General features: G+C 66.8%; 19 protein-coding genes. 12 read left to right on the top strand and 7 right to left on the bottom strand.

Annotation, left to right across the window (positions count from 1 at the left end):
- Positions 1-6: 6 nt before the first annotated feature.
- Both AC1DDA_RS08135 and AC1DDA_RS08140 read right to left on the bottom strand, forming a co-directional pair.
- Positions 7-1500 (bottom strand): aldehyde dehydrogenase family protein, encoded by a 1494-nt coding sequence (locus tag AC1DDA_RS08135; protein ID WP_476795376.1) that lies wholly within the window; start codon positions 1498-1500, stop codon positions 7-9.
- Positions 1497-2603, bottom strand: a complete 1107-nt coding sequence (locus AC1DDA_RS08140; protein ID WP_476795377.1) for a mandelate racemase/muconate lactonizing enzyme family protein — start codon at positions 2601-2603, stop codon at positions 1497-1499. Before AC1DDA_RS08140 ends, AC1DDA_RS08135 begins: the two co-directional genes overlap by 4 nt.
- 133 nt (positions 2604-2736) lie before the next feature.
- Between AC1DDA_RS08140 and pdxR the strand changes: the two genes are divergently transcribed.
- From pdxR to arsB, 5 genes are all read left to right on the top strand, one after another.
- A complete protein-coding gene (gene pdxR, locus AC1DDA_RS08145; protein WP_476795378.1) occupies positions 2737-4278 on the top strand; it encodes a MocR-like pyridoxine biosynthesis transcription factor PdxR in 1542 nt (513 codons plus the stop codon).
- A gap of 57 nt (positions 4279-4335) precedes the next feature.
- Positions 4336-5946, top strand: coding sequence for a GMC family oxidoreductase (locus tag AC1DDA_RS08150; protein WP_476795379.1), 1611 nt, complete (start codon positions 4336-4338; stop codon positions 5944-5946).
- Positions 5947-6027: 81 nt separating this feature from the next.
- Complete coding sequence (locus AC1DDA_RS08155; RefSeq protein WP_476795380.1) at positions 6028-6399, top strand: ArsR/SmtB family transcription factor; 372 nt, start codon at positions 6028-6030, stop codon at positions 6397-6399.
- A gap of 93 nt (positions 6400-6492) precedes the next feature.
- Complete coding sequence (gene arsC / locus AC1DDA_RS08160) at positions 6493-6906, top strand: arsenate reductase (glutaredoxin) (protein ID WP_476795381.1); 414 nt, start codon at positions 6493-6495, stop codon at positions 6904-6906.
- 5 nt (positions 6907-6911) lie between these two features.
- Entirely contained in the window at positions 6912-7982 is a 1071-nt protein-coding gene (arsB, locus tag AC1DDA_RS08165; protein ID WP_476795382.1) for an ACR3 family arsenite efflux transporter, read from the top strand.
- A gap of 122 nt (positions 7983-8104) precedes the next feature.
- On the opposite strand, the gene AC1DDA_RS08170 is transcribed toward arsB, so the two are convergent.
- Entirely contained in the window at positions 8105-9013 is a 909-nt protein-coding gene (locus tag AC1DDA_RS08170; protein WP_476795383.1) for a LysR family transcriptional regulator, read from the bottom strand.
- 136 nt (positions 9014-9149) lie between these two features.
- Here AC1DDA_RS08170 and AC1DDA_RS08175 point away from each other — a divergent pair, with 136 nt between their 5' ends.
- Genes AC1DDA_RS08175 through AC1DDA_RS08200 form a run of 6 tightly spaced genes read left to right on the top strand, consistent with a single transcriptional unit; the run spans position 9150 to position 14030 of the window.
- Positions 9150-9809: an RraA family protein gene (locus tag AC1DDA_RS08175; RefSeq protein ID WP_476795384.1), complete on the top strand. Its 660-nt coding sequence runs from the start codon at positions 9150-9152 to the stop codon at positions 9807-9809.
- Complete coding sequence (locus AC1DDA_RS08180; RefSeq protein WP_476795385.1) at positions 9806-11026, top strand: aspartate transaminase; 1221 nt, start codon at positions 9806-9808, stop codon at positions 11024-11026. The genes AC1DDA_RS08175 and AC1DDA_RS08180 overlap by 4 nt, the downstream gene beginning before the upstream one ends.
- A 15-nt stretch (positions 11027-11041) precedes the next feature.
- Entirely contained in the window at positions 11042-11854 is an 813-nt protein-coding gene (locus AC1DDA_RS08185) for an ABC transporter substrate-binding protein (protein ID WP_476795386.1), read from the top strand.
- A gap of 28 nt (positions 11855-11882) precedes the next feature.
- A complete protein-coding gene (locus tag AC1DDA_RS08190) occupies positions 11883-12581 on the top strand; it encodes an amino acid ABC transporter permease (RefSeq protein ID WP_476795387.1) in 699 nt (232 codons plus the stop codon).
- Positions 12581-13291, top strand: coding sequence for an amino acid ABC transporter permease (locus tag AC1DDA_RS08195; RefSeq protein ID WP_476795388.1), 711 nt, complete (start codon positions 12581-12583; stop codon positions 13289-13291). The genes AC1DDA_RS08190 and AC1DDA_RS08195 overlap by 1 nt, the downstream gene beginning before the upstream one ends.
- Positions 13292-13298: 7 nt before the next feature.
- The gene (locus tag AC1DDA_RS08200) at positions 13299-14030 is read left to right on the top strand and encodes an amino acid ABC transporter ATP-binding protein (RefSeq protein WP_476795389.1); all 732 of its coding nucleotides are present in this window, start codon (positions 13299-13301) and stop codon (positions 14028-14030) included.
- A gap of 203 nt (positions 14031-14233) precedes the next feature.
- On the opposite strand, the gene ligD is transcribed toward AC1DDA_RS08200, so the two are convergent.
- Entirely contained in the window at positions 14234-15178 is a 945-nt protein-coding gene (gene ligD, locus AC1DDA_RS08205; protein WP_476795390.1) for a non-homologous end-joining DNA ligase, read from the bottom strand.
- A gap of 408 nt (positions 15179-15586) precedes the next feature.
- Here ligD and AC1DDA_RS08210 point away from each other — a divergent pair, with 408 nt between their 5' ends.
- The gene (locus AC1DDA_RS08210) at positions 15587-16285 is read left to right on the top strand and encodes a L,D-transpeptidase (RefSeq protein WP_441513144.1); all 699 of its coding nucleotides are present in this window, start codon (positions 15587-15589) and stop codon (positions 16283-16285) included.
- Between the two features lie 421 nt (positions 16286-16706).
- Here the strand turns inward: AC1DDA_RS08210 and AC1DDA_RS08215 are convergent, their stop codons facing one another.
- Genes AC1DDA_RS08215 through AC1DDA_RS08225 form a run of 3 tightly spaced genes read right to left on the bottom strand, consistent with a single transcriptional unit; the run spans position 16707 to position 22087 of the window.
- Positions 16707-18053: an HlyD family type I secretion periplasmic adaptor subunit gene (locus AC1DDA_RS08215; protein ID WP_476795391.1), complete on the bottom strand. Its 1347-nt coding sequence runs from the start codon at positions 18051-18053 to the stop codon at positions 16707-16709.
- Between the two features lie 48 nt (positions 18054-18101).
- A complete protein-coding gene (locus AC1DDA_RS08220; RefSeq protein ID WP_476795392.1) occupies positions 18102-20270 on the bottom strand; it encodes a cadherin-like domain-containing protein in 2169 nt (722 codons plus the stop codon).
- Positions 20267-22087: a type I secretion system permease/ATPase gene (locus tag AC1DDA_RS08225; RefSeq protein WP_476795393.1), complete on the bottom strand. Its 1821-nt coding sequence runs from the start codon at positions 22085-22087 to the stop codon at positions 20267-20269. The genes AC1DDA_RS08220 and AC1DDA_RS08225 overlap by 4 nt, the downstream gene beginning before the upstream one ends.
- Between the last annotated feature and the right edge of the window lie 20 nt (positions 22088-22107).

Here is a 22107-nt window from a genome sequence, read left to right on the forward strand (position 1 = left end):
CCCGGATCAGACTCGCGCCACTACACTCTTGAGCTTGCAGTAGCTGCGCAAGCCCGCCATGCCTTTGGCGCGACCGAAGCCGGACTTGCGATTGCCGCCGAAAGGCATCGCGATGCCGCCGGCAAAGAACTCGTTGATGTAGACCTGGCCAGCATCGACCGCCCTTGCGAAACGCCAGGCCTTGGCGTGATCGCGCGTGTAGATGCCCGCCACCAGCGCATAGGAGGTGGCATTGGCGGCGGCGATCGCTGCCTCGACATCCGCAACGATCTGGACCGTCAGCACCGGGCCGAAGATTTCCTCCTGCACCAAGGGATCGTCAGGGCCATCAGCGAGCACGATGGTCGGCTGATAGAACCAGCCGCCACCGCAATCCTCCGGCGGCACTATTGCGCCTCCGGTCAGGATGCGGTTGCCGGCGGCGCGGGCGCGGCCGACATGGGCATCGACGCGCGCCAGTTGCACCGGCGAGTTGATCGGCCCGATCCCGGCATCGCTCAGGCCATGGCCCGGCCGCAACGCCTGCGCGCTTGCGACGAGGCGTTCGAGCAGGGGCTGCGCAATCGCTTCCTCGACAATCAGGCGCGAGCCGGCCGAGCAGATCTGCCCGGCATTCTCGAAGATCGCTTCCATGACCCCGGCAACGGCCGCGTCGATATCGCAATCGGCGAGCACGACGAGGGGAGACTTTCCGCCAAGCTCCAGCACGAGCCGGGTGACATGCTCGGCCGCGGCGCGCATCACGCGCTGCCCGGTCGCAACCGAGCCGGTGAAGGTGATGTGATCGATGCCGGGATGGGCGACGAGGGCTGCGCCCGCCTCAGTGCCGGTCCCGGCGACGACATTGAGCACGCCTTCCGGCAGACCGGCCTCATCAAGCAACTGCGCCAGCATGAGCGTGGTGAAAGGCGTCTGCTCGGCTGGCTTGACCACGAGTGAGCAGCCGGCGGCGAGCGCCGGCGCAATCCCGCGCGCGGCAGTCGAGAGCGGGTAGTTCCAGGGCACGATCTGGGCGGCGACGCCGACCGGCTCCTCGATCGTCAGCCCGACATGGTCGGGGCCGAGCGGCATACTCTCGCCATGCAGCTTGTCGGCCGCGCCGGCATAATAGGCGAAGGCCTTCACGACGCCGCCGACATCGCCCTCGGCCTCAACGAGCCGCTTGCCGCAATCGAGGGTCTCGACCACGGCGAAGTGGGCCGAGCTCTCCGCGATCAGGCGGCTTGCGCGCATCAGAATTTCGCCCCGCGCGGCCGGGCCGAGACGCGACCACGGGCCGGAGAGAGCCCTACGCGCCGCCGCCACCGCACGGTCGATATCCTCGGCACCACCGGCTGCGACCGAGGCGAAAACCTTGCCCCGACCGGGATCGAAGCTCTCCATCCGCCGCCCGGAGACGGACTCGGCGAAGCGCCCGGCGATGAAATGCCCGCTCGGCAGGCCGGCGAGCGTACCCGTCCGCTGGGCTTCGCCGATGAGCTCGGCGCGGTCCACGATCACGTGCCGATCTCCGTGACCTGATAGGCGGCCTTGTCGAGCCAGGACGGCTCGATCTCGACGCCCCAGCCCGGCCCGTCGGGGATCGCGACCATGCCGTCGCGCGCCTGCGGCGGGTTGCGCAGAAGGCCCTGCTCCCAGGGGTAATAATCCGGTCCCTCGATGGAGAACTCGATATAGGGCCCGGCATTGGCGAGCGCGCCCATGACGTGCAGCGTGAACACCGTCACCAGAGACTGATTGGCCGAATGCGGCGTCACCGGCAGGCCGGCGGCCTCGGCCCAGCGCGCCACTTTCAGCATCCGCCCGACGCCGCCGATATAGCAGATGTCCGGCTGCACGACGTCGACCACGCCGCCGTCGATCATGGCGCGCCAGACGGCGAGGTCGCAGTCCTGCTCGCCGCCGGTCACGTCGAGATCGAGGGCGTCGCGGACCTCGCACGTCCAGGCATGCTCCCAATAGGGGCAAGGCTCCTCGAAATGGACGATGCCGTGATCCTGCAGCATCTTGCCCACAGCAATGGCCTTGGCCGGCGAATAGCCGCTGTTGGCATCGACGAGCAGCGTCGCCTCGGCGCCGAGCGCCCGCCTGATCTGCGGCACGATCGCGTCCGTCCGCCCCGGCCATTCGTCGATATCGCGGCCGCATTCCCGCCCGACCCGGAACTTGAAGGCGCGATAGCCGTGGGCGTCGCGCAGGCGCCGGAAGCGCTCGGCCTCCGCCTCCGGCGTGATCTCGCCGCGCTTCATGCTGGAGGCGTAGACCGGGAAGGGACGCGGCGTGCCGCCGAGCAGTTCGCAGACGCTCTTCCGCTCGATCCGCCCGCGCAGGTCCCATAGGGCCGTATCGAGCCCCGTCATGGCGCGGCAAAGATAGGAGCCGGGGAACTTGTGCTCGCGCTCGCCGATGGTCGCGACGAGTTCGTCGACGGCGAAGGCGCCTTCGCCGACGGCCCAGCGCGCCACCTGCCGGTGGAAGACGGTCGCGGTGATGTCGGCATTATAGGGCGAGAACTGGCCCCAGCCCTGGCTGCCATCCTCGCATGTCGCACGGACGAAGCCGACGTCCTGGGTCGAGAAGCTTTCGAGCCGGGTGATCTTCATCGCTGCCGCTGTCCCGTTTCGCGATCGCCGACCGGCGAACCGCGGACAGCTTCGGCGCAAGGAGGGACTTGAATTGGCCTGATCCCAAGGTCCATTCTCGTCAAACTGACAGTCCACTCTCAAACGAGGCGCCATGGTCAAACGCGAGGAAGGCGCCCTGCTCCAGTCGATCGTGCTCGACCGCGCGGGCGAGCATGGGCTCAGCGTCCAGATCTGCGCGGGCTTGCGCGAACTGATCCTCGGCGGCACCCTCAAGGTCGGCGAGCGCCTGCCGGCGACGCGCACGCTGGCGCAGGAATTCAGGGTTGCCCGCACCACCATCGTCGAGAGTTTTGAGCGGCTCGCCGCCGAAGGGCTGATCGAGACTCGCGTCGGCTCCGGCACCTATGTCAGCCAGGCGCTGGCGAACGAGCGCCCTGCTCCGGCCGCCGCGGCCGTTGCGGCGCCCACCGCACGGGTCAAACTGGCGCAGGCGATGAACACGGCATCCAAGCTGTTCGGCACGCGCCTGCCGCACCAGCCGCGCGCCTTCACCACGGCGATGCCGGCCTTCGACGCCTTCCCGATGGCGCAATGGGCGCGGCTTTCCGGGAAGCACTGGCGCAAGGCGCGCCATCAGGTGCTCGGCTATCCCGATCCGCACGGTGCACGGCCCCTGCGCCAGGCCATCGCCGCGCATCTGCGGCTCAACCGCGGCATCGCCTGCGAATGGCAGCAGGTCTTCGTGGTGGCGGGAGCTCAGCAAGCTTTCCACCTGATCGCGGCCACGCTGCTCGATCCCGGCGACAAGGTCTGGTTCGAGGATCCCGGCGCGATCGGCGCGCGCAACAGCATGATCCAGTCGGGAGTCGAGATCGTGCCCGTTCCGGTCGACGAGGCCGGCCTCGTGGTCGAGGAGGGACTGCGCCGCGCGCCCGAATTCAGGCTCGCCTTCGTGACGCCTGCGCATCAGCAGCCGCTTGGCGCCAAGATGAGCCTGGAGCGGCGCCTCGCCTTGCTCGACGCCGCCGAGGCCAACGGAGCCTGGATCATCGAGGACGATTGGGACGGCGAATTCTGCTTCCAGGGCGCTCCGATGGCAACGCTGACCAGCATCGACCGGAGCGGCCGGGTGATCTATGTCGGGACCTTCTCGAAGACGCTGTTTCCCTCGCTGCGGCTCGGCTTCCTCGTCGCGCCGCCGCATCTGGTCGAGCAGATCGGCATCTGCCTCGAGGCCTTCTCGCCGGGCGTGCCGACGGCGCTGCAAGGCATCGTTGCGGACTTCATCGTCGAGGGGCATTTCGCCACGCATGTGAGACGCATGCGCAAGCTCTATCAGGAGCGCTACCAGGCGCTGGAACAAGCGGCGCGCGAATATCTGGCGCCGGACCTGCAGGTGGTGCCCACGCAGACCGGCATGCATACTGTCGCCCACCTCCGCGATGGGCTCGATGCCGTCGTACTGACACAGGCAGCGGCCCGTCGCGGCGTGACGGTCGCGCCGATCAGTCGCTTCTGCCTCGAACCCGTCGCGCGGGACGGTCTCGTGCTCGGCTTCAGCGGCTTCACGCCGGCGGAAATCCGGGCCGGTGCGCGCGACCTGCGCGGCAGCATCGACAGCCTCGCCGCAGGCGAGAACTGGACTGGCGTTTCAGCGGGAATGGCCCTTAGCGAGAGACCCAATTCTTCCTAGGAGCGGAGGCGGAAACGCTGGCCAATACGCCCTCAAAGCATCGGTAGGACGAGCATCTTGACGGAATGGGACGTGATCATCGTCGGGGCGGGCTCGGCCGGGTGCGTGCTCGCCGGCCGGCTGGCGGAGGCCGGCCAAGGTTCGGTCCTGGTGATCGAGGCCGGGCCGCGCGATCTCAGCCCCTGGGTCCATCTGCCGATCGGCTACGGCAAGACCTTCTACCATCCCCGCCTGAACTGGATGTACCGGACCACGGCGCAGCCGGAACTGAACGGACGCGAAATCTACCAGCCGCGGGGCAAGATCGTCGGCGGCTCCAGCGCGATCAATGCCATGGTCTATGCTCGTGGCCAGGCCGAGGATTTCGACGCCTGGGAACGGCTCGGCAACCCCGGCTGGGGCTGGACCGAGGTGCTCGCCGCCTACAAGCGCATCGAGGACCATGCGCTGGGCGCCTCCGACTGGCATGGCGCAGGCGGGCCGCTCCATGTCGAGGATGTCGCCGGAGAAGTCCATCCGCTCACACCCCTTTTCGTCAGGGCCGCCGGCGAAGCAGGCCTTCGCTTCAATCCGGACCTGAACGGCGCGACCAGCGAGGGCGCGGGCTTCTACCAGATCACGACGCGCGCGGGCCGACGCGAATCGGCGGCACGCGCCTTCCTGCATCCGGCGCGGCGGCGCGGGCGCGTGAAGCTGCAAACCGACACCCATGTCACGCGCATCCTGTTCGACGGCCGGCGCGCCGTCGGCGTCGAGGCCCGGCGCGGCGGCGAAACCCTGCGCTTTCGCGCCCGCCGGGAAGTCGTCCTGTCCGGCGGTGCCTTCAACACGCCGCAACTCCTGCAACTGTCGGGGATCGGCCCGGCGGAACTGTTGAAGCAAAACGGCATCATGCCGCTGCTCGACCTGCCAGCCGTCGGCCGCAACCTGCAGGACCATCTCTGCTACGATCACGTCTACCGCTCGAAGCTTCCGAGCCTGAACGACGCGCTCTTATCCTGGCCGGCCCGCATCGGCATGGCCGCGAACTACCTGCTGCGGCGGCGCGGGCCCCTCGCGCTCAGCGTCAACCAGGGCGGCGGCTTCTTCCGCACCAAACCCGAGCTGCCACGGCCGGACATGCAGCTCTATTTCTCGCCGCTGAGCTATGAGCGCGCGATCCCCGGTGTGCGCGCCCTGATGAAGCCCGACCTCTTTCCCGGTTTCAGCCTCAGCGTTTCGCCCTGCCGGCCACTCAGCCGCGGCCATGTCGCGATCCGCTCGCCCGATCCCCACGTCGCACCGGAGATCGCGCCGAACTACCTCGCCGAGCCACCGGATCTCGGCGAACTTCTTGCGGGCGCCCGCTACCTGCACCGGCTCGCGGCGACCCCCACACTCTCCGCCGTGATCGATTCCGCAATCCGGCCGGGGCCGGAGGCCATCGACGCGCAGGCGCATGTCGCCGACATCCGCGCGAACGCCTACTCGGTCTTCCACCCCTGCGGGACCTGTCGGATGGGCCCCGACCCACGCGATGCAGTCGTCGATGCCCGGTTGCGGCTGCACGGCATCGACGCCTTGCGCGTCGCGGATGCCTCGATCTTCCCGACCATCCCCTCCGGCAACATCAACGCGCCGGCCATGATGGTCGGCGAGCGCGCCGCCGCCTTGATGTCGGACGCCTGAACACGAATTCCCCTGCCCCGCCCGACCGCGGTCGAGCGGCGGCGGCTTGCAGAACATCCATATATCCACTAACCTCGATTTATGGAATCACCGCAGATCGTTCTGGCCCTTGCAGCTCTCGCGCAGCAGACCCGCCTCGACGTGTTTCGCTTGCTGGTGAAGCATGAGCCGGAAGGTCTGCCCGCGGGAGAAATAGCGCGGCGCCTTGCCGTGCCGCAGAACACCATGTCGTCGCATCTGGGTGTCCTGGCGCGGGCCGGGCTGGTCCGCACCGAACGCCGGAGCCGCTCCATCATCTATCGCGCCAACCTCGAAGCGGTGCAGCGCCTCGTCACCTTTCTGCTGCACGATTGCTGCGGCGGACGGACGGAGATCTGCGCACCGCTGGGCGCGGCGGTCTCGGCCTGCGGCGCGACCTCGCCGACGGCGAACGAAATCGAGGAAACCGCCTAGACCGCTGCGGATCGGCGCCGCTCCCTTCCCTCGCTGCACAGCTTGCGCCTTGCGGCCTGAGCACGGAAAACGTCTGTGCCGGAGTCATTTCAGATGGATGTCGTCATCTACCACAACCCGAATTGCGGGACCTCCCGCAACACGCTCGCGATGATCCGGAATGCAGGTGTCGAGCCGCACGTCATCGAGTACCTGACGACACCGCCCTCGCGCGGAATGGTGCGCGAGCTCGTCGATCGCGCCGGTCTCACGCTGCGCCAGGCGCTACGCGAAAAGGGAACGCCTTATGCCGAGCTTGGCCTGGACGATCTCTCGCTCGGCGATGAAGCCCTGCTCGACGCAATCGAAGCCCACCCCATTCTCCTGAATCGACCATTCGTCGTGACGCCGAGGGGCGTGCGGCTGTGTCGCCCGTCCGAGCGGGTGCTCGACCTCTTGTCCCCGCAGCTCGGCGAGTTCCGCAAGGAAGACGGTGAGTTGGTCGTCGATTCATCCCGCCCCGCCTGAGAGCCATGTCGACTTTCGAACGCTATCTTACCCTCTGGGTCGGCCTTTGCATCGTCGCGGGCATCGCGCTGGGCCACGCTGTGCCCGGCGTCTTCCAGGCGATCGGCGCGGCTGAGATCGCCAAGGTCAACCTGCCGGTGGCGGTGCTGATCTGGCTGATGATCGTGCCGATGCTGCTGAAGATCGATTTCGCGGCGCTGGGCGAGGTCGGGCGCCACTGGCGCGGCATCGGCGTCACCCTCTTCGTCAACTGGGCGGTCAAACCCTTCTCGATGGCCGCGCTCGGCTGGATCTTCATCTCCTGCCTCTTCCGGCCTTACCTTCCGGCGGATCAGATCAACAGCTACATCGCAGGCCTGATCATCCTCGCTGCGGCGCCCTGCACGGCGATGGTCTTCGTCTGGTCGAATCTGACAAAGGGCGAGCCCCTGTTCACGCTCAGCCAGGTGGCCCTCAACGACGCGATCATGATCGTAGCCTTCGCGCCGATCGTGGCCCTGTTGCTCGGCCTCTCGGCCATCACCGTGCCTTGGGACACCCTGCTGCTATCGGTCGCTCTCTATATCGTCATCCCGGTGATCGTGGCCCAGTTCGTGAGGCGACAGCTCCTCGCGCGCGGTGGACCGGCCACGCTAGACCGCCTCCTCGGCATTCTCGCGCCGATCTCGCTGGTGGCATTGCTGGCGACGCTGGTGCTGCTCTTCGGCTTCCAAGGCGAGCAGATCCTGGCACAGCCGCTCATCATCGCGATGCTCGCGGTGCCGATCCTGATCCAGGTGTATTTCAACTCGGGCCTGGCCTACCTGCTCAACCGAATGAGCGGCGAGGCGCATTGCGTCGCCGGACCTTCCGCGCTGATCGGCGCGAGCAACTTCTTTGAACTCGCCGTCGCAGCCGCAATCAGCCTCTTCGGCTTCAACTCGGGCGCGGCGCTCGCGACCGTCGTCGGAGTTCTCATCGAGGTGCCGGTGATGCTGTCGGTGGTCGCGATCGTCAACCGGAGCAAGGGTTGGTACGAGCGCCACCCGGCGGTCATCCGTGGGACGACCAAGCACGACGTGTCGGCGTCGGCCTGAACCGCTGGGCAGCCTCTGGCCGGCCACGCCGCTGGAATCGGCAGCAGGCGTGGTTATCGAAGCCCAGCTCAAGCCGGCCTCCGCAGGATGCGGGCACGCCATGCCGGCGCGCGGTCCAAGGGCTAATCCCTCGGCAGGCTGCGCGCCGTGAAATCGCATGACTGCTGGGCGATCGCGGCAACGCGTGCGGCGAGTGGCGAGATATCTCCCCTGCGGTGCACGGCGTAGTAGCGCAGCGGCGGGATCGGCGGCTCCGTCTTGATGATGCGCAGCCGGCCGCGAGCGATCTCCGAGCCGAAATGGCTGGCGGTCAGGAAGGTGACGCCGAGCCCGGCCGCGGCGAGCGCCGCCAGGACGTTGAGGCTGTTGCACTGGACGACCCGATTGATCGCAAGGCCGTTGGCCACCGCCCAGTCGAGGACCAGCTTCTGCAGGCCCGATCCCTGCGTCTGGGTCAGGATCGGGTACTTCGCCATCTCGCCAAGCGGGATCTCGTTCTCTTCGGGGCCGAATCCCGGCGCCGACACCCATTCGAGCTGGACGCTGTCGAGCGGAAGACCGGCAAACTCGAGGCGCTGCGGCGGGTCGAGGCCGATGACGAGGTCGAGCTCGCTATTGGCGAGCTTGCCGAACAGGTCGACGCTGGCCGCGACCTCGGGGACCGGCACGACATTGGGATACTCCCGCTTCATCGCGACGATCAGCCTGGGAAGCCACGTCAGCGCGACGAGCTCCGTCGTGCCGAACCGGAACGGCCCCGAGAAGGTCGCGGCGCCGCCCGCCGCCTCCCGGAAACGCGGCTCCAACGCCAGCATCTCGGCAGCAATCGGCAGGCTGGCCTCGCCGGCCCGCGTCAGGCGCAAGGCGTGACTGGACCGGTCGAAAAGCGGGCCGCCGACGGCGGTTTCCAGTTCGATGATGCGCTTCGACACCGTCGATTGCGCCAGATGAAGATGCCGTGACGCCTCTGTGAAGCCGCCGAGCCTGGCAGTCCAGTAGAACGCCTCGATCTGCCTCAGGCTCGCCGGCATCGCTTCCCCCTGCCCCGCCAGCTCCCTCCCTGCGTGATGAAGAAAAGCGATGGCGCGCGAGAAATATATTCGCTTTCTGTCATTGACGCCATGTCACATAATTTCTCCGCCAACGCCCTCCGAGACAGAATCTTCCATGTCGTTGATCGGTCATCGCCACAATCCAAGCAGCCCTGCCGTCCCCGGAACAGTCCTCGATGCATTCCGCAGCGCTCCGGTCTCGATCATCTCGGATGTGATGAACCGCCTGCACGGGACCCGGGCGCTGCGGCCCTATCATCGCTCCGGCCGGCTCCTCGGCACGGCGGTTACAGTGAAGACCAGGCCGGGCGACAACCAGACCCTGCATCACGCCTATGAGCTGCTGCGCGCCGGCGACGTGCTTGTGGTCGATGGCGGCGGCGACCTGACCCAGGCGCTTGTCGGCGAGATCATGATGAGCCGGGCGCGGGCGATGGGCGTGGCCGGCTTCGTCATCGACGGCGCGATCCGCGATGTCGACGCGTTCCGGCAGGCGGACTTTCCCTGCTACGCCCGCGGCGTGACCCATCGCGGCCCTTACAAGAGCGGGCCGGGCGAAATCAACGTGCCGGTCGCGGTCGACGGAATGGTTGTGATGCCGGGCGACGTCATTGTCGGCGATGCCGACGGCATCGTCGCCTTCGACCGCGCCGACGCAGCCGAGCTTCTTCAGCTGGTGCGCCAGCAGGAAGAGCGTGAGGCAAACGCCCTCGCCGCGATCGCCGAAGGCCGCGTCGACGGCTTCTACATGAACGCCGGAAAGGCTGCGTCTTGAACGCGCCCACGATCTCCCTCTCCGCTCGCGTCAGCCGGATCAAGCCTTCGCCCAGCATGATGGCGCGCCTGCGCGCCCAGGAGCTCCAGGCGCAGGGCCGCGACATCATCGACCTGACCATAGGCGAGCCGGATTTCGACACGCCGGCCCACATCCAGCAGGCGACGACCGCAGCGATGGCAGCCGGCGAGACGCGCTATGCACCGGTCAACGGCACGATGCGCTTGCGCGAGGCGATCGTCGCCAAGTTCGCGCGCGAGAATGGGGCGAGCTACGCCCTCGACGAGATCGTCGTCGGCAGCGGCGCCAAGCAGGTGATCTTCAACGCGCTGGCAGCGACGATCGGCGACGGCGACGAGGTCATCGTCCCCGCACCCTATTGGGTGTCCTATCCCGACATGGTGCTGGCCTGCGACGGCTCGCCGATTGTCGTCACCTGCGGCGAGAACGCCGGTTTCAAACTCACCGCGCAAGCGCTCGAAGGCGCGATCACGCCGCGCACGCGCTGGCTGATCCTGAACACGCCGTCAAACCCGACCGGCGCCTTCTATTCCGCCGCAGAGATGGTTGCGCTGCTTGAGGTGCTGAAGCACCATCCGCGCGTCGCACTGATGACCGACGACATCTACGAGCATATCCGGTTCGACGATGGCGCGCCGGTCTGCCCGATCGCCATCGCGCCGGAGCTGCGCGAGCGCACCCTCCTCGTCAATGGCGTCTCCAAGACCTATGCGATGACCGGCTTCCGCATCGGCTACGGCGCCGGGCCGCGGGCGCTGGTCAAGGCGATGAACATCATCCAGTCGCAGACGACGTCGGGCGCCGCGTCGATGTGCATGGCGGCCGCAGCGGCAGCGCTCGAAGGCGACCAGAGCTTCGTCGACCGGGCGCGTGCCGCCTATCGGCAGCGGCGGGACCGCGCGGTCGAACTGCTCGAAGCGATCGATGGGATGAGCTGCCGCAGGCCCGACGGCGCCTTCTATGTCTATCCGAGCTGCGCCGGGCTGATCGGCCGGCGCCGGCCGGATGGACGCGTGCTCCAGAGCGACCTCGATGTCGCGCTCTACTTTCTTGAGGAAGCGGGCGTCGCCGTCCTCGACGGCTCCGCCTATGGGCTCTCGCCCTATCTGCGCCTGTCGATCGCAACCTCGCTCGGGGCGATCGAGGAGGCCTGCGCCCGTCTGAAGCGGGCGAGCGAAGCACTCCAGCAATCATAAAAACAGGGGATATCGATGAAGCTCTTTTCGGTTCTCGGCCTGACGGCGGTCCTCGCCGCCGGCCTTTCCAACTTTGCGCAGGCCGACCAGCTCGCCGACATCAAGGCGCGCGGCAAGCTCATCTGCGGCACGCTCGGCACCTCCGAGCCGTTCTCCTTCCAGCATCCGCAGACCCGCGAGATCGTCGGCTACGATGTCGACATCTGCAAGAAGGTTGCGGAGGCGGTCGGCGTACCGCTCGAGCTGAAGACGATCGCGGTCGAGGCCCGCATCCCGGAACTGCTGCAGGGCCGGGTCGACATTCTCGCCGCCAATCTCGGCTATACGCCCGAGCGCGCCCAGCAGATCGACTTCTCCTATTCCTATTTCGTCAGCCAGCAGAAGCTGCTGACCATGAAGGAGTCGGGTATTGCGACGATCGAAGGGTTTGGGGGCAAGAAGATCACCGCGCTCAAGGGCTCCACCTCCGAGCAGGGCGTGCGTCGGCTGATCCCGACTGCCGAGACCGTGACCTTCCAGGACACCTCCGCCGCCTTCCTGGCCCTGACGCAGGACAAGGTTGACGCCTTCTGCGCCTCCGAACTGATCCTGGTGAAGCTCGCCAAGCAGTCGAAGGTGCCGATGATCGTGGTCGAGAAGTCGCTCTTCGTCGAGCCGTGGGGGCTCGGCCTGCGCAAGGGCGAGACGGCCTTCAAGGCTCTGGTCAACGAGACCCTCGCGAAGGCCACCGGGTCGGGCGAGATCGACAAGACCTTCTCGAAGTGGTTCGGACCGGACACCGCCTTCAACATCCAGCGCGACTACAAGATCGAAGAGATCAAGGGCTGATCCGAAGCGGCGCCTCGGGGACCAGTCGATGGCCTATGCTTTCGATCTCGGCAGCGTGCTGAGCGGGAAATATCTCGACTGGTTCCTGACCGGGCTTGCCACCACCCTGGCTCTGACGGCGGTGGCCTGGTGCCTCGCCATGACGATGGGGATCGTCCTTACCCTGATCAGGATGATCCCGTTCCCGCCGCTCGGCTGGTTCGTGGCGCTCTATGTCGAGTACCACCGCAACGTGCCGCTCCTGGTCCAGCTTTTCGTCTGGTATTTCGGCGTGCCTTCGCTGCTGCCACGCCCGGCCCGGCAATGGATCAACGCCCATCACGGCGAATTCCTGCTGGCTGCGATCGCCCTCGGCCTCGCCGCGGCGGCCTATGTCGCCGAGGATATCCGCAGCGGCATCCGCTCGATCCCGAAGGCGCAGTACGAGGCCGCCCGCTCGATCGGCTTCGGCTATCTCGGCGCGATGGGGTATGTCGTGCTGCCGCAGGCGCTGCGCATCGCCGTGCCGCCGCTGATCAACCAGACCCTGCTGTTGTTCAAGAACACCAGCCTCGCCATGGCGATCGGCGTCGGCGAACTGACCTATCGGACCCGCGAGGTCGACAGCTACACCTTCAAGACCTTCGAGGCATTCGCTGTCGCCACGGTGATCTATCTCGCCATCTCCTTCGGCATCATGGCGCTGGGCAGTTGGGCCGGCCGCCGCCTCAAGCTCGAGACGCGCTGATGGTCGAGATCCTGCAGAACAATTGGCTGCTCTTCCTCGTCGGGCAATATCCGCACGGGCCGATCGGCGGCCTCACCATGACGCTGTTCATGGCATCGATCTCGTTGGCACTGTGCTTTCCCTTCGCCATCGCGTTGGCGCTCGCCCGCTTGAGCCCCTATCGCTGGCTGCAGCTGCCGGCGACCGCGATCGTGCATACGGTGCGCGGCCTGCCGCTGGTCATGTTCATCTTCTGGGCCTATTTCGTCTCGCCGCTGGTCATCGGCCGTGCGGTCGGCGGCGTCGAAACGCTGGTGATCGCGCTCGTCGTCTACGAGGCCGCCTATCTCTCCGAGATCATCCGGGCGGGCATCGAGGGACTGCCCAAGGGCCAGGTCGAGGCTGCGACCTCGCTTGGCCTGCGCTACTGGCCGACGACCTTCAAGATCGTGCTTCCCCAGGCGCTGCACAACATGCTGCCGAGCATGGTCAGCCAGTTCGTCTCGACCATCAAGGAGACCTCGCTCGGCTATGTCATCAGCGCACACGAGCTCACCTTCGCGGCAGCCCAGGTCAACAACGTCCTGCTGACCCAGCCCTTCGAGGTCTACGGCATCCTGGCGCTGACCTACTTCGCCCTCTGCTTCGCGCTGACGTCGCTGGCGCGCCTGATCGAGCGGCGCATCTCCGCCGGCCGCGATGGCACGCCCGGCGTCTTGGTCGCGACGTGAGGCAAGCATGATCCGCTTCGAGAACGTCGACAAATGGTTCGGGGCACTGCAGGTCCTGGCCGATGTCTCCGGCGAAGTCCGGCGCGGCGAGGTCAAAGTCCTGGTCGGCCCGTCGGGTTCGGGCAAGTCGACCCTGATCCGCACCGTCACGCGGCTCGAGCGAATCCAGGGCGGGCGCGTGCTGATCGGCGGCGCCGATATCGCGGCCCGCAGCCTTGACATCAACCGGTTGCGCCAGCGGGTCGGCTTCGTCTTCCAGGCGTACAACCTGTTCCCGCATCTCTCCGCGCTCGATAATATCACGCTCGGCCTGACCAAGCTGCGCGGCATGTCGAAGGCGGCCGCGCGCGAGCGCGCTATGGAGGAGTTGGCCCGGGTCGGCCTGACCGAAAAGGCCAACGCGATGCCCGGCATGCTCTCGGGCGGGCAGAAGCAGCGCATCGCCATAGCGCGCTCCCTGGCCATGGATCCCGAGATGATGCTGTTCGACGAGCCGACCTCGGCGCTCGATCCGGAGATGGTCGGCGAGGTTCTGGCTGCGATGAAGCGGCTTGCGGCGGCCGGCATGACCATGATCTGCGTCACGCATGAGATCGGCTTCGCCCGCGAGGTCGCCGACGAGATCTGGTTCATGGAAGCCGGCCGGGTGATCGAGCGCGGCAGGCCAGGGGAGCTGGCGAACGCTGCGGCCCATCCAAGGCTCGCGGCCTTTCTGCGCATGGTCGGTCATCAAGCGTAGTTCGGACCTGTCCCGGGCAAAGGCGCGTGTCTCATGAGGGCAGGAGCGAACGGCCGCGAGAAACGAGGGGGCCTCATTCTTCGATGATCGGCTCCCTCATGGTGAGACGTCACCGGGCAGCGCGCTCCGACGCCGCCTCAGATCGCGGATGCGCTCGGCTCGTCGACGCGCCAGATGACCGCGCCGCCAGCGGGCCGGAGCGGCTACTGATCCGACAGCTCGTAGATCGATGCCTCGTCGGCGCGCTCACGCAACCCCTTGAACGATGCGTGGCGCAGCTTGCCATCGTCGGTCCAGGCCCGGAATTCGATCTCCGCGACCAGCTCCGGCTTGATCCAACGATATGCCTTGCTCCGGCCGGTCATGTTCACCGCTGGCTTTTCGGTGAGAATCCGGTCCATCTGCCTCCGCAGGGCCGTTGCGCTGGCTTCGGAAAAACCAGCCAGCACGCTTCCGACATAGACGAGATGGCCATCCTCGCGAGCCGCGACCAGTATGCGGCCGACGCCGCCGAGAGCCTCGTTCGAAGGCTCATAGCCGATGATGACGAAGCTCTCCGACTGGACGCACTTGATCTTGAGCCAATCTCCGCCTCGCCCGGATCGATAGGGAGCGGAGCGCCGCTTCGCAATGATGCCCTCCAGCCCCATCTCGCCGGCCAGGCGCAGCAGTGCCGGCCCATCCGCGTTGATGTCCTCGCTCAGATGGACGGAATTGTGAGGGGAATCGCCCAGAATATCCTCAAGAATGCCCCGTCGCTCCTCGCAGCTGAGCGCACGGATATCATGGCCGTTCAGATAAAGCAGGTCGAAGGCATAGAAGATTGCCCGGGAAGCGCTTTGCGTGCCGCCGAGGCTGCCAAGAGCCTTCTGCAGCGCGCCGAAATCCGGGGCGCCGCGGTCGTCGACGATGACCGCCTCCCCGTCCATGATGGCACTGCCGACACCAAGTTGCAGGGCGTCGCGAGCAATGACGGGAAAACGCGACGTCCAGTCATAACCGCCGCGCGTGATGATCCGAACCCGCTGGTCGGGCTCGATGTGGACCGCGAGGCGGTAGCCGTCCCACTTGATCTCGTAGGACCAGTCGCGCCCCGTCGGCGCCTTGCTGCTCAGCAGGGCGAGACAGGGCTCGACACGCTCAGGCATGGGATCGGTGAAGAGGCGCTCTAGCTTCCGTCGTCGGGTAAGCGGCCCCTGAAGCGTATGTCCGCTCAGTCCGGCTCTGAGAATGCGCCGCGCACACATGGCCCCAACTCCACACGCACGACTCTAAACGTGTGACGCGCGGAATCGTTCCAGGGCAACCGCCTCCCGGCGGGGCCAATCCGATCCGCCGCGGAAGGCCTCACGGGGGCACGCCGCGCTATCGCAGCCTCCTCCGATCGCGCCGGGCCGGGTGCCGCGCGGGTCGAGATTGAGCGATCGCATCGACTTTTGCGGTGCCGGCGAAAGCCCGGCGCAGCGAAAGCCACGCTTGCCAGCCGCGCCATGTGACGGCAATGTCGGGCCAGCAAGACGTTCAGCGGGTAACGGGACATGGAAAACGGCCAGATCATGATCACGCGCGGTGGGAATGCCGATGTCGGCGAGACGCGAAGGATGGCGGGGCCTGGACTTCTCGATCGCCGATCGTTTCTGGTCGGATCGGCCGTTGGCGTCGGCGCGCTCGGGCTCGGCGGTTGCGCGGTCTCTGACGGCATGAGCTTCGCCGAAGCGCAGAGACTCTACGGGCCGGCGCCTGAGGAGAAATTCCCGATCCCGGCGGCGGATATTAGCAAGGTCGATCCGAAATATTATCGCCGGACGGTGCGCTATGACACCAAGGAAGCGCCCGGCACGATTATCGTCGATCCCGGCAACTACTATGTTTACCGCGTCGAGGAGGGTGGAAACGCCACCCGCTACGGTGCGAATGTCGGCCGCGACGGGTTCCGGTGGAGCGGTGACGCCTATGTCGGGCGCAAGGCCGAATGGGCGACCTGGACACCGCCCAAGGAAATGATCAAGCGCCAGCCCGAGGCGGCAAAATACGCCCGCGGCATGCCGGGCGGCCTCGAAAATCCGCTCGGTGCCCGCACGCTCTATCTCTATCAGAACGGCGCCTATACGCTCTACACGATCTATGCCAGCAGCGAGCCCGAATCGATCGGCTCAGGCATCACGAGCGGCTGTGTCGGCCTGCTCAGCCAGGACATGATCCACCTCTATTCGCAAACGCCGGTCAAGACGAAGGTGGTCGTCCTGCCGGCCTAGGCGGCGGCATCGCCCCCCGGTCCAGGCGCTGCCCGTGCGGGCAGTCCAAAGGACAAATGGTGTCCTGGCGATTATGCGCGTGACGATATCTGGAAGGTCGATGCGACCTTCCAGGCCGGCGGCCGCCCCGGGCGACGCCGGCATCCAGATTGCTGAAGAGCGCAGTCCGGTCGGCAGGGACCTGGAAATTGGCGGCCCAGCTCGCTGCCTTGGCCAGCTTGCTCCCGGTGTCGGCCAGCCGGTGTCTCAACCTCTCGCGGCCCGCCCCGATCCCGCGCACTGGCGCACCTAACGGACCCCGAAAGCAGGCACGAACTTGACCTCGAGGCCTTCGGGCAGCGCGTGGAAGGAGACACCCGTCGACATCCGAATAGCCGGCGGCGGTTTCCAGCGCGCGCATCCGGCTCCGAATCCCGAAATCCTAGCGTTCTCGGAACACCCGTTCCGCATGGTCCATGAGTGGTTTGATCAGATATGACAATGCCGTGCGATCTCCCGTCGAAATGAAGACCTCGACAGGCATGCCGGGCAGCAATTGCCGGTCGCCGAGGGCGATCGCCGCGTCTTGGATCTGGACCTCCCCGATATAGAAGCTCTGCCCGCTCACCGGGTCCTTCGTTGTTGCCGGCGAGAGATGGACCAGCTTTCCGGACACCTCCGGCGTGGTGTTGCGATTGAAGGCGGAGAAGCGCATGCGCGCCGTCTGGCCGACATGAACCTGGTCGATATCGTTCGGCGCGACGCGCACTTCGACCATCAGCGTCGAGTTCCGTGGCACGACAGTCGCAAGCCGCGCTGCCGGCGTGATGACGCCTCCCACGGTGAAGATCATCAGCTCATTGACGGTGCCCGCGATCGGCGCCCGGATCTCCATGCGCGCGAGCCGATCCTCGTTGGCAACGCGGCGGTCGCTCAGCTCGGACAGCTTGGCCTCGACCTGGCGCAATTCGCGCTGGGCTTCAGTCCTTGCCGTCTCGTCGATCGCGATGATCTGCAGGCGGGCATCGCTGATGCGCAGCTTGGCGCGGGCGAGCGTCGCGTCGATCTCGCCGCGCTCGCCTAGCAGACGGGCCCATTCGCGGTTGATGTTGAAGACCTTCACGCCATCGATGAAACCTTTCTGGAAAAGGCTGAGATATTTGGCGCGCTCCAGCTCGACGAGGCGGATTTCCTCGACCTTCGCGACCTGGCGCGCCTCCAAGCCCCGGATCTCCTCGCCGGACTGGACGATCGAGATTTCCAGCTGTTCCTTGCGGCTGTCCCGGTTGGCCTTGTTACCGGTGAACAGACGCGTCTCGCCTTCCAGGATATGGTCGACCTCGTCGGAGAGCCGCGCGATCTCCGGCGAATAGGCGACGCTTGCAAGATTGTCGCGCTCGGCGAGCAACCTGGCCTTGCGGCCGAGATTCTCGGCGAGCTGCGAATGGATGATCGAAAGCTCGGCGCGCGTGTGGACATCGTCGAGCCGGAAAAGCACCTGGCCCTCCGCGACACGATCGCCCTGCCGCACGGCGATCGACTGGACGATGCCGCCGTCACGGTGCTGCACCTCCTTGAGATTCTGGTCGATCTTGACCGTTCCTTGCGTCACGACAGCGCCATTCAGCGCGGCAGTCGCGGCCCAGCCGCCGCAGCCGAGCACGAGAAGCAAGGCGAGCGCCGAACCGACGACGACATGGCTGCGCAGCCGGAAATTCAGGCGGGCATCCTGCGTCTCGTGCGGGGACTTTGCGAAAGCAGCGGTGAAATCGTGATTATGGGCGTTCATCGGCGCGCTCCCCACGCCGGCCGTTCAATGCGGCCGGCTATTCTGCCTTCAGACGTAATAGAGCTTGTGACTGCCGTAGATTTCGATCGAGAAATCCTTCACCTCCGCCTGCTCGACATAGACGTCGACATAGGTGCGCTCGTGCTCGCCGATCTTTTCGATGCGGAAGCGGAAGGGGCGGCTGTCGTTGCAGTCGCCATAGGCTTGGCCGAAACCGTCGCCATCCTGATCATCATCGCCGTCATCATCGTCATCGCGTGAGCGAAGCTGGTACTGCTTGATGACGATGCGGTCGCCGGCCTCGAGATCGAGGATCTGATGGACGAGATCGTCGGTCCGCTCGGGGTCGTCCTCGACCGCAAAGACGAAACGGTCATCACCATCCCCGCCGCTCAACGTGACGGCCTTTTCCCCGACGATCAGGCAATCGTTGCCGCTGCCGCCGAGAATGGTCTCGAAATCGACCACCGTGTCGGAGCCGATCTCGATGCCAAGCGCCTTGCCACGCTTCAGATCGACGGTGACGCCGTGCTCGGTGGCGGAGAGATCCAGCGTGTCCTGCCCCTCCCCGCCATCATAGCAATCGGCGGCGGCATCGCTCGTCGCCACGATCCAGTCGTTGCCCGCCCCGCCTGAGACACGATCGCTGCCGGCGCCACCGTCGAGCACGTCGTTGCCGGCGTCTCCGAATAGTTGGTCGCAGCCCTCGTCGCCGAAGACGCGATCGTCGCCGCCGCCTGCGCTGACATGGTCGTTGCCCGTCCCGGCGCGGACGACATCGTTGCCCCCACCGAGCATCACCCGGTCGTCGCCGGCTTCGGCGAGCACGATGTTGTTGCCGCCATCGGCCGTCACGATATCGTCGCCCGGCCCCGCGTGGACGGTGTTGTCGCCGGGGCCGGCATCGATCGTATCGTTGCCCGGCCCGGCATCGATGATGTCGTTGCCGGCGCCACCGGTGATCACGTCGTCACCGTCTTCGCCATAGATCGTGTCGTCGCCGTCGCCGCCGTGCAGGCTGTCGTTGCCGGCACCGCCGCGGATGACGTCGTTCCCGGCGCCACCGAAGACGATATCGTTGCCCGCTCCCGCGTCGATCTGGTCGCTGCCGGCCCCGCCGACGATGTGATCATCGCCCACTCCGGTCACGATGACGTCGTTCCCGCCGCGTGCGTCGACGATATCGTTGCCGCCGAGCCCCGTGATCCGGTCGGCACAGTCGCTGCCGAGCAGCGTGTCATCGCCGGCGGTGCCGGCCAGATCGAGGAATTCGAGCACGCGAAGCGTGGCCGTCTGCTGCACATAAGCCTCGCCGTCGCTGATCCAGTAGGTCAGCGTGACCGTGCCGTACCAGCCGGCTTGCGGCTTGAAGACCCAACCAGCTTCGGCCGCGGTGAGTTGACCATAGGAAGCCTTGAGGCCAACCACCACGAGCGGATCGGCATCGGCATCGGTCGCTCCCGCGAGCAGAGCGAGGCTCGCGATCATCAGGGTCTGGCAACCGCCGATATCGGCGAGCTGGACAGGGCCGGCTATGCGCGGGGCGCGGTTGCGCGGTTCTTCCGGCGTGTCGTCGCCGTCATCATCGCCAGGCCCGGGCTTCGGTCGCAGGTCGCCAGGCCCCTCCCAGTCCTCGGTGCCGGAGCGTGCGGATTGGCCGCCACCGTCCGTGCCCGCGCGCGCCGGCGCGCCGCCACCGGAAATCGCAGCCAACGAAAAGCTGCGCCAGCCATTGTCGTTGTTCGCAGAAAACCCCAGTCCGAACTCGAAGATCGGCGAGGGATAGCGCGGCAGGGGTAGCAGCTCGTAGTCGATCAGTCGCGAGTCGATATTGAGGAAATCGGGCAGGCCGGGCACATCAGGCCCCGCCGCCCCCGAACCGACGGCCCTGGCAGCGGCCGGCTCGTTGCCCAGCGCCCCCGTTTCGTCGACCTGCTCGCCCGAGGCCGGCGACGCCTCATCCCCTTCAGCCAGGGATGGCCTGCGGGGCGCTTCCCCAGCCTGCGCGTCATCTTTCGCAGCGGGGGGCGCCGAGGCGTCGGTTCTCGCCTCGCCTGGGAACAGGCTTTTCAGATAGAGCACGACCGCCGTCACGGCGAGAGCGAGCACGCCGGGCCAGCGCGGCGCCGCAATGGCCGCATCCTGCGCCTTGCGGTAGATCTGGGCGGAGTCGGGAAGCGGTTGTTCCGCCGGTTTTGCAGCCTTGATCGAGATCATGCCGTCACCCGTCCGTGAAGAGCTGCCGGATGTTCGCCGATCCCCACCGCCCGCGGCATGAAGGCGGCGCGCTCGGCTGTTGCCTGAACCGCAGCCGGGGCGCTGGGCGAAGCGGGGGTACGCGGCTGAGCCGGCGCGAGGATCTTGTCACGCGGGCCGAAGGCGACGAGCTTGCCGGCCTGGATCAGTCCGACATCGTCCACGGCCTGAAGCGCGCTGGGGCGGTGGGCGACGATGACGACGATCCCGCCGCGCGCCTTCACCTGCCCGATCGCGGCGGTCAAGGCGGCCTCGCCTTCCCCGTCGAGATTGGAGTTGGGCTCGTCCATGACGACAAGGAAGGGATTGCCATAGAGGGCGCGGGCAAGCCCGATGCGCTGGCGCTGGCCGGCGGATAGCGCGGTGCCCTGCGGTCCGAGCTGGGTCTTGTAGCCCTGGGGAAGACGCAGGATCATCTCGTGGATGCCAGCGGCCATCGCCGCCTCGACGACCTCTGCCGGATCGGCATTCTCGGCCAGGCGCGCGATGTTCTCCTCGACAGTGGCGTCGAGCAGCGCGACCTCCTGCGGCAGATAGCCGAGATGGCGGCCGATCGTCTCCTCCGGCCACTGCTCCAGCTCCGCGCCGTCGAGGCGCACCGCGCCGCGCAGGATCGGCCAGATGCCGGTGATCGCCCGGACGAGCGTGGTCTTGCCGCCGCCGCTCGGGCCGATGATGCCGACGGCCGTGCCGGCCTGAACATCGAAGCTCGCCTCGCTCAGCAACACCTGGCCGCTGCCCGGTGCGGCGACCGTGATCTTGTCGATCTTCAGCGTCCGGCGCGGGGCCGGCAGCTCCATCGGCTCGACCGCCTTGCTCAGCGCGGTCATGGTCTCGCGCAACCGCTGGAAGGCCATGCGCGCGGCGACGAAGGGCTTCCAGTTGGCGATTGCCTGATCGACCGGCGCAAGCGCGCGGGCCGATGCGACCGAGGCGGCGATGATGGCACCGGCGGAGAGCTCGCCCTTGATGGTGAGATAGGCGCCGAGCCCCAGCGTCGCCGATTGCAGGACCATGCGCAGTACGCGCGAGATGGCGCCGAAGGTGCCACCGAGATCGCTGGAACGGGTCTGGAGCAGCAGGTGCTCGCGATTCACTGCGTCGAAACGCTCGACTGCACGCGGCGCGAAGCCCATCGCCTTGAGCACCTCGGCGTTGCGGGCATTGCTGTCGGCGATTGCCCCGCGCGCGATCGCCGCCTGCCGGGTCTCGTTGTTGATGCGCCGGGTCGTCACCTCGCTGAGCAGCGTCAGCATCGTCAGCACGACCGCTCCCGCCAGCGTCAGCGCACCGAGCCAGGGGTGCAGCAAATAGACGAAGGCGAGGTAGAGCGGGATCCAGGGCAGGTCGAACAAGGCGCCGGGCCCCTGCCCGCCGAGGAAGCTGCGCACGGTGTCGACGTCGCGGCCCCTCTCCGTGGCCTCCACCGTCGAGAAGCCGAAGCGCGGCATATCGATCGTGACGCGATGCGCGATCGGCGCGATCTCGTTATCGAAGCGCGCACCGACACGCACCAACACCTGCGAGCGGATGATGTCGAAGCAGCCCTGGAAAAGGTAGAGTCCGATGGCGAGTGCCGAGAGCGCCGCCAGGGTCTGGATGCTGCCGCTGGTGAGCGCCCTGTCGTAGACCTGCATCATGTAGAATGAGCCGGTCAGCGCCAGCACGTTGATGAGGCCGGAGACGGCGAACAAGAAGAGCGCGACGCGGCGCAACCCGTGCGTCAGCCGGGCGGCATCGCGCTTGCGGGCGGAGGAAAGCGTCTTGGACGGTGCCATTATGGCCCCCGAAAATGCGA

This window comes from Allobosea sp. 10N428 (assembly GCF_056394545.1).

Coding starts and splice junctions, on each gene's coding strand:
- arsC (WP_476795381.1), top strand. CDS start 6,493: ATGGATGTCGTCATCTACCACAACCCGAATTGCGGGACCTCCCGCAAC.
- AC1DDA_RS08175 (WP_476795384.1), top strand. CDS start 9,150: ATGTCGTTGATCGGTCATCGCCACAATCCAAGCAGCCCTGCCGTCCCC.
- AC1DDA_RS08155 (WP_476795380.1), top strand. CDS start 6,028: ATGGAATCACCGCAGATCGTTCTGGCCCTTGCAGCTCTCGCGCAGCAG.
- pdxR (WP_476795378.1), top strand. CDS start 2,737: ATGGTCAAACGCGAGGAAGGCGCCCTGCTCCAGTCGATCGTGCTCGAC.
- AC1DDA_RS08190 (WP_476795387.1), top strand. CDS start 11,883: ATGGCCTATGCTTTCGATCTCGGCAGCGTGCTGAGCGGGAAATATCTC.
- AC1DDA_RS08195 (WP_476795388.1), top strand. CDS start 12,581: ATGGTCGAGATCCTGCAGAACAATTGGCTGCTCTTCCTCGTCGGGCAA.
- ligD (WP_476795390.1), bottom strand. CDS start 15,178: ATGCCTGAGCGTGTCGAGCCCTGTCTCGCCCTGCTGAGCAGCAAGGCG.
- arsB (WP_476795382.1), top strand. CDS start 6,912: ATGTCGACTTTCGAACGCTATCTTACCCTCTGGGTCGGCCTTTGCATC.
- AC1DDA_RS08170 (WP_476795383.1), bottom strand. CDS start 9,013: ATGCCGGCGAGCCTGAGGCAGATCGAGGCGTTCTACTGGACTGCCAGG.
- AC1DDA_RS08215 (WP_476795391.1), bottom strand. CDS start 18,053: ATGAACGCCCATAATCACGATTTCACCGCTGCTTTCGCAAAGTCCCCG.
- AC1DDA_RS08220 (WP_476795392.1), bottom strand. CDS start 20,270: ATGATCTCGATCAAGGCTGCAAAACCGGCGGAACAACCGCTTCCCGAC.
- AC1DDA_RS08200 (WP_476795389.1), top strand. CDS start 13,299: ATGATCCGCTTCGAGAACGTCGACAAATGGTTCGGGGCACTGCAGGTC.
- AC1DDA_RS08140 (WP_476795377.1), bottom strand. CDS start 2,603: ATGAAGATCACCCGGCTCGAAAGCTTCTCGACCCAGGACGTCGGCTTC.
- AC1DDA_RS08210 (WP_441513144.1), top strand. CDS start 15,587: ATGATCACGCGCGGTGGGAATGCCGATGTCGGCGAGACGCGAAGGATG.
- AC1DDA_RS08185 (WP_476795386.1), top strand. CDS start 11,042: ATGAAGCTCTTTTCGGTTCTCGGCCTGACGGCGGTCCTCGCCGCCGGC.
- AC1DDA_RS08225 (WP_476795393.1), bottom strand. CDS start 22,087: ATGGCACCGTCCAAGACGCTTTCCTCCGCCCGCAAGCGCGATGCCGCC.